Genomic DNA, 12,463 nt, shown 5'->3' with positions numbered 1-12,463 from the left:
GAAATATGGACTCAGCAACGCCGAAAAAAGATTATCAAGCAAGCTGCAGCAGCGAATATGATCTTTTAAAAAAAGTTGTGCTATGCAGACCCGAATACATGGAAATTGCTGAAGTCATCAATGCTACACAAAAATACTACCATAAAGAAAACATCGATAAAACGCTGGCCGTCCAGCAGCATAACAGATTGATTGAGGAATTGGAGAAACGCGGTGTTGAAGTGGTGCTTCTGCCTGCGCTGAGCCAATTTCCTGAGCAGATATTCACGAGGGACATCGGGTTTATCATCGGCGAGACCGTTTTCTCCGCTCAGCTTTCCGCCGATATCCGCCAAGGTGAAGAGAACGTGTTGCAGGAATGGCTCGGCAAGGAAAACATATCCTATAAGACCTTTAACGAAGGATATCAAATTGAAGGCGGAGACATTTTGATTGATCAAAACACCGTCTTCGCCGGAATCAGCCACAGAACGACATTTTCAGCTGTTCGGGAGCTTAAACGGCAGCTTCCCTCATATGAAGTCATTCCGATTCCGTTTGAAGAAACATTTCTCCACCTGGACTGCGTCTTTAACATTCTTTCTCCAACAGAAGCGCTCGTTTATCCAAAAGCCTTGGGAGAACAAGAATACCAGATACTGGGGAAACACTACGATCTGATCGACATAACGGATGATGAACAGTTCACACTCGGAACAAACGTCCTGTCCATCGGCAATCAAAACGTCATCAGCCTCCCCGATAACAAAAATGTCAACAATCAGCTTAGGAACCGGGGCTATACAGTGATTGAAATCGATCTGTCCGAGATTATCAAATCCGGCGGATCATTTAGATGCTGTACGATGCCGATCGTGAGAAGCTGCAGGTAAGGACTTCCTAGACCTGCTTCTTTTTTTCTGCTTTTCTGTTTAGCCTTTCCATGCTTCCTAAGTATAAGAAAAGTTTATCAGCTGTAGCGAGATAAATTCTGATGAATATCCATCCAGTCAAAGCTATGAATACTGCAGGCACGATTTTCACCAATACTTTAACCGTAGGGTTTTTCACTCGCCCCATATATATTGCCTTTAAGAATAGGAAGTAAACAACGGCGGGCAGCAGCATCCAACTTGGAATAGCGAAATTTAAAAACGGTAGCCTGCAAAGCGACAAACTGGTCAATGCTGCTATAATCATGATACCGATGATTTTTAATGATAGGCTGATTCTAAAAGGCTTAAACAAAGTTTTGCTTGAAGCCATTAAAAGTTTTTTGTAATACGGATCAACTTTCGGTGATGAAAGCCAGCTTTGCATTTCGAAAAAACAGTATTTTTTTGGTTTAATGGGGTGCTTCGCAGCAAGATTCTTGATTTCTTGGCGGCTGAATTCGTATTCGCTCATTTTATAGCCGTCGAGCATGAGCGAGTAGGCTTCCGCATCTGAAAAAGAGTCAAGGTCTGTTCGAACACGGGAAAGCAGGGTTTGGACTTCTTCATTCACACCATACGTTTCAAACGGTCCTTTGAAGGTGCAATTTTTCCGGTATTCTTGATGTTTAACAGGAATAGATTCGATCGGGAGACGTTTTTTCAAGTGCAGCAAAGCGGTCGTTCGATGATATTTTCTCATATGGACTGAAAGCTGTTTCTCGCGGACGAGATCGGCCAGAATACTGACGCTTCGCCGCACAACGCCGGGAGTATACGTAGACGGCTCTTTTTCGTTTTCCATTTGTATAGAGGCATCACTGATAATGAAATGAGTACACTCCGGCTTGTGTTTCACCAGCGTGCTGATGCCTTGATTATCATGAACTCCTCCGTCAGCCAGTTGAACACGGATGTCCTGATCATAAAGATTGCTGACGGCAAGCGGAACAAAGACACCCGGAACGCTTGCAGAAGCGGCTACCGCATGCCCCAATCTGAAATATCTATGCTTGCACGGCCCCTGTTTCTGTTGTTTATTATTGTTGCAGTTGTCAGAGTCATCCTTTGCACAAAGATCATCATAAGACTTCACTTTTTCCAGCTTGAAATTTCCGTCAATGAGCATCAGGCTTTTGTCTCGATCCGTCTCGCCCATTCCAGCATGAGTGAACACCCAGTTATGCCCGTTGTTTAATACAGTCGCGTTCATCAGCAATATGGGGACTTTCGCATTTTTAACAGTCGTGTCAATGGTCAGATCCTGCATGTGAATGGATTTCTTTTTTTCTTTTTGAGAACATATACCATTGAATAAAAATTTTTCAAAAAGCTCTCCGATATAGTCGCTGCGCGAGTAATTGGGCAAACACATTCTCAAGTTTTTCCATGGATTCACAAAAGTTTTCAGCCGTATGTTGCATTGAACAGCTTGAAGAAACTCGGTTTGAATGGTTGCCATCATCTCTTGATATTCTTCATCTGTTATCTCAGAGCCTTGTTTGCATTCAATTAATTTTTTCAGATGAAGATAATAAAACGCGCCGACAATTGAGCCTCCCGATACAGTTGAGATCACGTCAACATGGCGAAGCAGCCCCATGTCGGCCATTCTCGTCAGAACGCCGATATGAAAAAAACCGGCGCGAAATCCGCCGCCGGAAAGAGCCACACCAAGTTTACTTTCTTTTTCTTCCAGCATGATCAGTCTCCTTTTTTACGGTTATTATTTTTTAGGAGAACAACATTTATGCTGACTGTTTTTTATCTAGCCTGCATCGTCAATTTCGGGCCGCCCGCTTCTTCATCTTTTCTCACGTCTCCATCATACAAATGGCAGGCGACTAAGTGGCCTGTGTCCGCTTCCTTCAACACGGGCTTTTCCAGCGCGCATATGTCCATTGCCGCCGGACACCTTGTCCTGAACACACAGCCGCTCGGCGGGTCGATCGGGCTCGGGAGCTCGCCTTTTAAAATGATTCGCTTCCGCTTATCTTCGATGTCCGGGTCGGGGATCGGAATTGCGGATAAAAGGGCCTGTGTATACGGGTGAAGCGGTTCTCGATAGAGCTTGCCGCTGTCTGTGATTTCAACCATGTTTCCGAGGTACATGACACCGATGCGGTCGCTGATATGCTTGACCATTGAAAGGTCGTGAGCGATAAACAGGAAGGTGAGCCCTTTTTCTTTTTGCAGTTTTTTCAGGAGATTGACGACCTGCGCTTGTACGGAGACGTCAAGAGCTGAGATCGGTTCATCACAGACGATGAATTCCGGTTCAAGCGTGAGCGCCCTGGCAATGCCGATTCTCTGCCTCTGACCGCCGCTGAATTCGTGCGGATAGCGATCGGCAAAGCTTTTGTGCAAGCCGACGGCTTCCAAGAGCTCGTCCGCTTTTTTGAGGCGCCCTTTATTTCCCCCGTATAAACCGTGGATTTCCATCGGCTCCAGCATAATATCCCTGACCGTCAGGCGCGGATTCAGTGATGCGTACGGGTCTTGAAAAATCATCTGGATTTTGCGATTGTACTGAAACGCCTCTTGCTCATTCAATTGATGGATATTGACGCCCCGATATGTCACCTCGCCTTCGGTCGGTTTATAAAGGCGCAGCAGCACCCGCCCTGAAGTCGATTTGCCGCAGCCTGATTCACCGACAAGCCCGAATGTCTCTCCTTCTTTGATCTCAAAGGAAATCCCGTCGACCGCTTTGACCGTTTTGCCTTTCCCGGCGTCAAAATGCATTTTCAGCCGGCTGACTTTTAGGAGTGTGTCTATTTTCATGGCGATCTCCCCTTCGTTTTTGTTTAAAAGTAGCGCCTTGCCGCACACAGCTCTTTTTCATAAACCGTGCCTTTAAGAGATATGATTTCAATCGATTTTCCCGTTTTCGGCGAGTGGAGCATCCGCCCTTCCCCACAGTAAATGCCAACATGATGGACCCGGCCTTGGCCCTCTTCATATGCAAAAAACAGCAAATCCCCCTCCTCCAGATGGCTTAAGGAAACGTCCTTGCCTCCTTTTGCCTGGTCGCCGGCATCGCGGGGGACGAGGTGTCCGTTGGCTTTCAGCATATTGAAGACAAACCCTGAACAATCATAGCCGAATCCGCTCATTCCCCCCCATAGATACGGAAGGTTTAAAAACGCTTTTCCCGTTTGCACGATGTCTTTGCCGGAGCCTTTGCGATGTCCTTTGATTGTCGCATCTGCTTTTTTCAGCCATTTTCGTCCCAATGGCGTCGCCACTTCAAACCAGCCGCTCTCCTCCGATAGAACAGCGAGCTTTGTGAGAAAGCTTAATTCGAGTTCTTTTGTTTTCTTTTGATCATATAAAAAAGCAGTCGGTTTTTGAATAACGGCGCAGCTTTCGGTCTTGGGATCTGTTTTTCTGACCAGGCAGGCTGCGGGAATCCAGCCCGGATAACCACGCTCATTTTTCGCAGATGGCTGGCCGGGAATGACGACAGATGCCCAGCCGTCCTTTTCCTCGAGCACCTCGACATCTTCGCCGAATAAAACCTGTGTTTGCAGAAGGTTTTCCGTACACAGCGCAAGGCGGTCTTCATATGCTAGTGACTCAAGCCAATGTCTGATAGGAGCGGGTTTTGAGAGCATCATTTCATCTGCACGGCGCGGTGCTTCGGGATGTGTCCAAACATTGGCTACCGCGACGGCGGCTGTATAGACCGTCATCAGTCATCTCCCCTTAAACCTTTGATATAATCAATCCCGAGTCCCGGGACTTCCGGAATCGTCAGTTTCCTGCCTTCATAAATGATGCCGCCCTGGACGATGTCTTCTTTCAGCATAAGCGGTGCGTCAAAGTCAAATCTTGTCACGTTTTTCTGGCTTGCGGCAAAGTGCGCGGCGGCTGTAATGCCGAGCCTCGTTTCGATCATGCTTCCAGCCATGCATTCCACACCGCAGGCTTCTGCCATCGCATTGATCGTCAGCGCCTGGCGGATGCCGCCCGCTTTCATCAGCTTGATATTGATCATGTCGGCGCTTCTTGTTTTCAAAACCAGGAACGCCTCCTCTGCTGTAAAGACGCTTTCATCCGCCATGATCGGCGTATCCACTGCATCTGTTACTTGCTTCAAACCTTCAAGATCGTGTCTGTGGACAGGCTGCTCCACAAGCTCAATATCAAGACCTTCATCTTCCATCTTGCGAATGGCTCCTATCGCCTGCTTCACTGTCCAGCCTTGATTCACGTCGAGCCGGATGTTAACCCCGGACCCGCTTACCTTGCGGATTTCGCGGATACGGGCCAGGTCTGTTGCGATGTCGTCTTTTCCGATTTTGATTTTCAAGGTGTGATAGCCTTCTTTTATATAGCGTGCGGCATCCTTTCCCATTTCTTCGGGGTCGTTGACACTGACGGTAAAGTCCGTCTCCATCTCCCGCCTGTATCCCCCCAAAAATTGATAAAGAGGCAGGCCGCACATTTGCGCTAAACAGTCATAAACAGCCATATCAACGGCCGCTTTCGCACTTGTGTTTCCAATCATCAGCTTTTCGATTGTATGAAAAATGGCGTCCGCTCTCAGTAAACTTTGGCCGATCAGCGCCGGGGCGAAGACCTGTTTGATCGCCCCTTCGATGCTTTCAAGCGTTTCGCCGGTGATGACGGCGGTCGGAGGCGCTTCTCCCCAGCCTATCGCCCCGTTCTCAGCTGTGATTTTCACGATGACAGCCTCTGCGGTATGTACGGTTCGAAGCGCGGTTTTAAACGGTTTTTTCAGGCGAACGCTGGCACGGTATGTGGTGATGTCGGTGATCTGCATGCCGGCCCTCCTTTCTCTTAAGTTTTAAGAAATTCCCGGCTCGATCGTCAGCTGTTTCCGATCGGCATCCAACACGGCCTCCGCCCCGATCGGCACGGCGATGTTCGGTGATGAATGGCCGATTTTAAAGCCGGACAGCGCCGGTTTTCCCTCGGGGACGATATAGTCTTCGATCAGCTCTTTCAGTGTCAGCGATTGCTCGCGTTTTTTCGGTGTGCAGTTATGAAAATCGCAAATCAACATCCCGGCGGCGTCGGAAAGCTTTCCCGCCATCTGCAGATGATTCAGCATCCGGTCAATGCGATAAGGCTCCTCATCGACATCTTCGATAAACAAAAGCTTTCCTTTTACATCGATTTCAAACGGAGTTCCGAGCGTGGTCGTTAAAAGGGCGAGATTACCGCCGGCAAGCTCCCCCTTCACCTTCCCTTTCACAACCGTCTTCAAAGGCGAGGTGTCATCCGTCAAAGTAAGCGCCGATTTTTGAAAAAGCTGTCGAAACGAATGTTTTGTCAGCGGATCGACGTCATCCCGGCCGATGTCCGAGCTGAGCATCGGCCCGTGAAAAGTGACAAGCCCCGTCTGCTGCCTGATGGCTGTATGCAAAAAAGTAATATCTGAGTAGCCCCAGAAAATTTTCGGGTTGTTTTTCAAGATCTGATAGTCGATGTTTCCGGCGATTCTTGCCGTTCCATATCCGCCGCAAGCGCAGATCACCGCTTTGACGGCAGGATCTAAAAACATGTCATGAAAATCGCTCAGCCGCTCTTCATCACGTCCTGCGAGATAGCCGTGTTTTTTTGCCGCGGCCCGGCCCAGTTTGACACGAAGGCCCAGCTCTTGTAAAAAAGCGACGGCGGCATCCAGCTTTTCCGGATCAGGCGGACTGGCCGGTGCGATCACTCCGACCATATCTCCTTTTTTCAGCCGTTGAGGCGTTATTTTCAACAAAAGAGTACCCCCTTTTAGAAAAATCCGCCCGGCCCTGTGCTAAGCTTGCACAGATCACAGGCGGACACGGTTTATGTTTTTTCGGCCCATTTGAGCTCGATATAGCCGACAGGGTGGCGGATGATGCCTTTTACGTTCTCTTTTTCCAAATGAACTTGATTATAGAAGTGGATGGGAATGATCGGCATTCCTTCAAACAACAGCTTTTCAGCCTGATGCATCAGCTCGTTCCGCTTTTGTTCGTCGGCTTCTTTTTTCGCCGCGTTGATCAGCTGATCATACGCTTTATTGCTCCACCCGGTTCTGTTCATCGCATTGCCGGTCTGAAAGCTTTCCAGAAAATTGACGGGATCTGCGTAATCGGCTAGGAAAGAGCTTTGGGAAAACTGAAATTTCAGCGCTTTTTGCTCTTCAAGGAATGTATTCCACTCCATATTTGCGAGCTTTACATTGACGCCGAGCGTGCTTTTCAGCTTCTGCTGAATGGCCTCTGCCATTTTTTTATGCTCAGGCTTTGTACTGTATGTCAATGTCACAGCGGGAAGCTTTTGATAGTGTTCTTCCCTCATGCCCTTTTCCAGCAGCTTTTTCGCTTCTTCGGGATCATATTTGACCAAATCGCCGCCTTCCTCGCGAAAGTCCTTGCCGCTAGGTCCCTTAATACCAGGAGAGACAAAGGCCCGCGCCGGTTTTTCACCGTTTTTTGTGACATAGTCGACGATTTCCTGCTGGTCAATGGCCATCGCGAACGCTTTTCTGATGTTTTCATTTTTAAACGGCTCCATATTGACGTTGAACCTGTAAAAATAAAGGCCCGCCTGCTCGAACACTTTCACCTGGTCAGAGCCCCTCAGCTTCTCGCTCATCTCTGCCGGCACATAGGATGTATCAAGCTCATTGGACTCGAACATCTGGTAATCCGTATTTCTGTCATCAACCATCGCCCATGTGACTTTATCAAGCTTGACGGCATCCTTATCCCAATACGTATCGCTTTTTACCATCGTGAAGCTTTCATCATGCTTCCACTCTGTCAGCTTGAACGGTCCGTTGCCGACAAATGTGTCTGCTTCTTCGTGCCATTTCGGATTTTCTTCGGCGACCTTTTGATTGACGGGGAAAAAGGCCGGATTGGCGACAATGCTTAAAAACGATTTCTGCGGATGGGCCAGTGTGACTTTCAATGTTTTGTCATCCAAAGCCTCCACTTTCACATCATCTTTTGCGCCTTTTCCCGTGTTAAACGCCTCTCCTCCTTCGATAAAATAGCCGAGGAACGCGGCGGATGAACCCGTTTTCGGATCAAGCAGCCGCTTCCACGCATATTCGAAATCGCCGGCTGTCAACGGATCCCCGTTTGACCATTGCGCCTGTTTTCGAATTGTAAATGTATATGTCTTTCCGTCAGCGGAAATGTCCCATTTTTCGGCTGATGCAGCCTCAGGCTCATGATCTTTTCCAAGCCGTGTCAGCCCTTCCATAATGTTGTTCAGCGCCTGCCATGACACATTGTTAAAGCCGATCGGCGGATCGAATGACGTCGGCTCATTCTCATTGTTCAGCCGCAGGATTTGTTCTTTTTCAGCTTCCTTTCCTTTCTTTTCCGTCTCCTGACCGGCTTGCTCATTCGCCGTACACCCAAACAGCATCACAACAATCATCATAGCGGCCAAACTGCTCCACAACCTTTTCATCAAATCCCCCCGTTTCATTTGATCCTTATCACTTTCTCACCAATACGGCCCGCTCGTCCTGAAGCCAGCAGCACACATCATGCCCGGCTGTAAGTTCGGTTTTCACAGGGTGGAGCTTTTCGCACACTTCCATTGCAGATGAACAGCGGGCGGTAAACGGACACCCTTGAGGCGGTGAAAATAAATCAGGCGGCGTCCCGTCAATCGGGACAAGCTCCGCTTCTTCAATGTCAAGCCTTGGAACGGATTTCAGCAACCCTTTTGTGTATGGATGCTGCGGATGATAAAAGATGTCTTTTCTCGTCCCCGTCTCCGCGATTTTTCCGGCGTACATGACCGCGATTCTATCGGCCGTCTGCGCGACAACGCCCAAATCATGGGTAATCAACATAATCGAGACCCCGGTTTTGCGCTGTATGTCTTTAAAGAGCTCAAGGATCTGCGCTTGAATGGTGACATCAAGCGCTGTTGTCGGTTCGTCCGCAATCAGGATCTCCGGTTCGCAGATCAGCGCCATCGCGATTACGATCCGCTGCCTCATTCCGCCGCTGAATTGATGGGGATACTGCCGCAAACGCTCTTTCGGGTTCGGGATTCCGACAAGCTCAAGCATGGAGAGGGCGGCTTTTTTCGCGGCATCCTTTGAAATTCTTCGATGCTCCAAAACCGCTTCTGTCAGCTGGTCGCCGATCGTTAACGTCGGATTCAGGGCAGTCATCGGATCCTGAAAAATCATCGAAATCTCGGCGCCGCGGATTTTCCGCATCTCTTTTTCAGACAGATAGCGCAAATCCCTTCCTTTAAAGCGGATCGAACCGTCGGTGATGGAGGCGGAATACTTCGGCAAAAGCTGCATGATGCTTTGTGATGTTACGCTTTTCCCGCAGCCCGATTCACCGACGACCGCAAACGTTTCCCCTTCATATAAAGCAAAGCTGACACCGCGGACAGCTTTCACCGTCCCTCCGTGTGTCGCAAATGAAACATGCAGATTTTCAACATCCAGCACTTTTTTCCGCAAACATCCATCACCTCCTCAGCTTCGGATCCAGCGCATCCTGGAGTCCGTCTCCCAGAACATTAAAGGCGAACATCGTCAATGAAATAAAGAAAGCCGGAAAAAACAGCCGCCACCAATCCCCCGACAAAATGACCGGCAGACCGTCGTTGGCCATCACGCCCCAGCTGGCAAACGGGGCTTGAATCCCTAAGCCGAGGAAGCTTAAGAACGCTTCGGCAAATATGGCTTGCGGCACCGTCAGCGTCATTTGCACGATAATCGCCCCCATCATGTTCGGAAGCAGGTTCCGCCTAATGATCCGCATCGTTTTCGCCCCAAATGTTTTGGATGCAAGAACGTGCTCATCGTGTTTGATCTTCAGCACCTGCCCTCTGACAATTCTCGCCATGCCGACCCAGCCGGTGACCGTCAGCGCAACGATAATCGTCCCGAGTCCCGGTCCCATCAAGACCATCAGAAGGATGACGACCAAAAGGTATGGAAGCCCGTGCAAGACTTCGATGATCCGCATCATCACATGATCGGTCTTACCGCCTTTATAGCCGGCAACACCGCCGTAGATAACACCGATCGCAAAATCGATCAACGCCGCCATAAGGCCGACAAAAAGCGAAATCCTCGCTCCATACCATGTTCTTGTAAAAACATCGCGGCCCAGCTCGTCGGTTCCGAACCAATGCGTTCCGGACGGAGGCAGGTTTTGCTGGGAAAGCGACTGCTGTGTGACACTGTGGGGAGAAAGAGTCGGCCCGAGAGCCGCCATGATAAAGAGAAAGATTAAAATACTCAAGCCAGTCATCGCCAGCTTGTTCTTTCTTAAAATCCGCCAGGCGTTCTGCCAGTATGAAAGGCTCGGCCTGACAACAGATTCGCTTTCACCCCTTACCTGTTTCTTCGGGGCAAACCATTCATTCGGGATAGGCCCGCCATGCGGAGTCCCATTTTCCCGGCGAACCGGAAGGCTCATATCTCTCACCCTTTCTTATGCAGTTTAATGCGCGGATCAAGGATTCCGTATGCCATATCGACTAAAAACAGCATAACGATGAGGATGATGCTGTAGAAAACGGTGGTTCCCATAATCACGGGATAATCGCGGGAGTTGATGCTTTCGACGAAGTATTTTCCCATGCCTGGAATCGCGAAGATTTTTTCAATGACGAAGCTCCCTGTTAAAATGGCGGCTGAAAGTGTGCCAAGCACCGTAACAACGGGCATCAGCGCGTTTTTAAGCGCATGCTTGATGACGATTTTAAAGGGAGAGAGTCCCTTCGCCCTTGCCGTGCGGATATAATCCTGGGTCAGCACTTCAATCATGCTCGACCGCGTCAATCTGGCGATTATCGCCATCGGTCCCATCGCCAAAGCCGTTGTCGGCAGCACCATATGCATCGGGCTCGTCCAGGTCGAAGGCGGAAAGATGTTCCAATTGACGGCGAATTGCTGAATCAAGAGGGTCGCCATAATGAAGTTCGGCACAGAAATCCCGAGGACGGCGATTGTCATCGCCAAGTAATCGATGATCCCGTTTTGCTTCAGCGCCGCAAAAATGCCGAGGGCGATTCCTGATATGACCGCCAGCACGAGCGCCGTCATCCCCAGTTCAAATGAAACAGGGAAGCCTCTTGCCAGCATGTCGTTCACACTTTGCGAAGACTGTTTGATCGACGGTCCAAAATCAAAGGTGATGATCGATTTCAAGTAGATCACATATTGCACAATGAGAGGCTCATCTAAGTGATAATAAGCTTCAAGGTTTCGCTGAACCGCCTCATTGGTGTTTCGCTCCTCATTAAAAGGAGAACCCGGAATCACTTTCATCATCACAAAGGTCAATGTTGTGATCACCAAAATGGTCACAAGCATCGAGAAAAACCGCTTCATGATGTAACCCGCCATGTCCATCACACCTTCCTAGGAAAATGTCGTCCGCATCGCCAGCTCTGTCATGACAAGCATCGCTTGGTAGGCCTCCAAAATATCTTTCGCTTGATAGCGGACAATCGTCGTTCCCGGTTTGATTTCAGTGCCGGGCATCAAGTTCGCCCACTCCGCCTGGCCGTAGTTGGCAAATTCGATGCTGAGCACCGGCCTGTCCGGAGGTGTGAGGGGCTTGACCTTGTCCCTGTTTTGCAGCGCATAAGCCGTCTGTTCCTTTAAAAGACGCCCCGCTTTCTCAGGTGTCAGACATTTGACGGCCGAACGCGAAATCGTTTCTTTCACGGCCGCGGTCGTCACGTTCGGGATCAGCTCCTTCGCTTCAGCCGCGGCCTCACTGTCACCGGCCACCATGATGACCGGAACGCCGTAATAGCCGGCTACATAAGCGTTAAAGCCGAGCTCGCCGACCGTCTGATCGTTTATGTAAAAATGCCGAACACCGAAGATCATGCTGTGCGACATCACGCCTCTCATCGACGCCCGCGCGTGATAGCCGAGAAACACCGCTCCCCCATATGTTTCATCAAGTCCCTGAACCATCGAAAACGGCTTGACATCCCCTGAAATAAGCTGTGCTTCAGGATGGAGGCGCTCGATCAAAATATTGTTCATTTTTGAATGGCTGTCATTGACAAGCACTTCTGAACAGCCGTTTTGCAACGCTGCTTCAATCACATGATTGGCTTCATCCGTCATGATCGCCCTTCCCCGCTCATAGTTCAGCTTGCTTGAATCGACAAACGTATCATCAGGAAGTCCAGAAATTCCTTCCATATCAACGGACATGTACAGCTTCACAAAATTCCCCCTCATCAAAAACATCTCAAATTTTTTATTATTTTAAGAATATTCTAACAAATTATATTAGAATTCGAACAAGATTTCAATATTTATTGGGAATTTTAGATAACAATGGAATTACAAGCTGATAACACCGAGAAGGGCAAGTATAATTGTATTATCCCAGTTTGTATTGGTTACATTGCCCCGTTCTTCTGTTTTGACAATTTTGCACGCGTTCTTATTCGTCTCCTGGAATTTTCTGAATCCCTGTTTTTTAACTTGAAGAACAAGATGACATGATCTTGAGAAAGAATGGTAAGTACAATTAGGAACAGCGGTGTTTCCTACATTATTGTTCTGTCCATTGTGGTTT

The 12,463-nt window shown here is 48.8% G+C and carries 11 protein-coding genes; 1 reads left to right on the top strand and 10 read right to left on the bottom strand.

The window, feature by feature from the left end:
• Window positions 1-5 precede the first annotated feature (5 nt).
• Window positions 6-872 (top strand): dimethylarginine dimethylaminohydrolase family protein, encoded by an 867-nt coding sequence (locus tag M654_RS09440; RefSeq protein ID WP_026586665.1) that lies wholly within the window; start codon window positions 6-8, stop codon window positions 870-872.
• A 7-nt stretch (window positions 873-879) separates the two neighbouring features.
• On the opposite strand, the gene M654_RS09435 is transcribed toward M654_RS09440, so the two are convergent.
• The 10 genes from M654_RS09435 to M654_RS09390 all read right to left on the bottom strand — a co-directional run bounded on the left by M654_RS09435 (window position 880) and on the right by M654_RS09390 (window position 12,105).
• Window positions 880-2,613: a patatin-like phospholipase family protein gene (locus M654_RS09435; protein WP_026586664.1), complete on the bottom strand. Its 1,734-nt coding sequence runs from the start codon at window positions 2,611-2,613 to the stop codon at window positions 880-882.
• A gap of 62 nt (window positions 2,614-2,675) precedes the next feature.
• Window positions 2,676-3,695, bottom strand: coding sequence for an ABC transporter ATP-binding protein (locus M654_RS09430; RefSeq protein ID WP_026586663.1), 1,020 nt, complete (start codon window positions 3,693-3,695; stop codon window positions 2,676-2,678).
• Between the two features lie 23 nt (window positions 3,696-3,718).
• Window positions 3,719-4,606 (bottom strand): C40 family peptidase, encoded by an 888-nt coding sequence (locus M654_RS09425; protein WP_026586662.1) that lies wholly within the window; start codon window positions 4,604-4,606, stop codon window positions 3,719-3,721.
• Window positions 4,606-5,700 carry a mandelate racemase/muconate lactonizing enzyme family protein gene (locus M654_RS09420; protein ID WP_026586661.1) on the bottom strand — a complete coding sequence of 365 codons (1,095 nt, stop codon included), beginning with the start codon at window positions 5,698-5,700 and terminating at the stop codon, window positions 4,606-4,608. The genes M654_RS09425 and M654_RS09420 overlap by 1 nt, the downstream gene beginning before the upstream one ends.
• Window positions 5,701-5,724: 24 nt before the next feature.
• Complete coding sequence (locus M654_RS09415; RefSeq protein ID WP_236251255.1) at window positions 5,725-6,612, bottom strand: S66 peptidase family protein; 888 nt, start codon at window positions 6,610-6,612, stop codon at window positions 5,725-5,727.
• Between the two features lie 110 nt (window positions 6,613-6,722).
• Window positions 6,723-8,363 (bottom strand): peptide ABC transporter substrate-binding protein, encoded by a 1,641-nt coding sequence (locus M654_RS09410; RefSeq protein ID WP_026586659.1) that lies wholly within the window; start codon window positions 8,361-8,363, stop codon window positions 6,723-6,725.
• 10 nt (window positions 8,364-8,373) lie between these two features.
• On the bottom strand, window positions 8,374-9,366 hold the full coding sequence (locus M654_RS09405) for an ABC transporter ATP-binding protein (protein WP_026586658.1): 993 nt from the start codon (window positions 9,364-9,366) through the stop codon (window positions 8,374-8,376).
• A gap of 7 nt (window positions 9,367-9,373) precedes the next feature.
• The gene (locus M654_RS09400; RefSeq protein ID WP_026586657.1) at window positions 9,374-10,333 is read right to left on the bottom strand and encodes an ABC transporter permease; all 960 of its coding nucleotides are present in this window, start codon (window positions 10,331-10,333) and stop codon (window positions 9,374-9,376) included.
• Window positions 10,334-10,338: 5 nt separating this feature from the next.
• Complete coding sequence (locus M654_RS09395) at window positions 10,339-11,265, bottom strand: ABC transporter permease (protein WP_026586656.1); 927 nt, start codon at window positions 11,263-11,265, stop codon at window positions 10,339-10,341.
• 15 nt (window positions 11,266-11,280) lie between these two features.
• Window positions 11,281-12,105 (bottom strand): M55 family metallopeptidase, encoded by an 825-nt coding sequence (locus tag M654_RS09390; protein WP_026586655.1) that lies wholly within the window; start codon window positions 12,103-12,105, stop codon window positions 11,281-11,283.
• Window positions 12,106-12,463 lie beyond the last annotated feature (358 nt).

Source organism: Bacillus sp. NSP9.1, from assembly GCF_000465465.2.
Lineage (GTDB): Bacteria > Bacillota > Bacilli > Bacillales > Bacillaceae > Bacillus > Bacillus sonorensis_A.
Note: the sequence above shows the minus strand (reverse complement) of the source record. Positions and strands in the feature narration are given on the sequence as shown.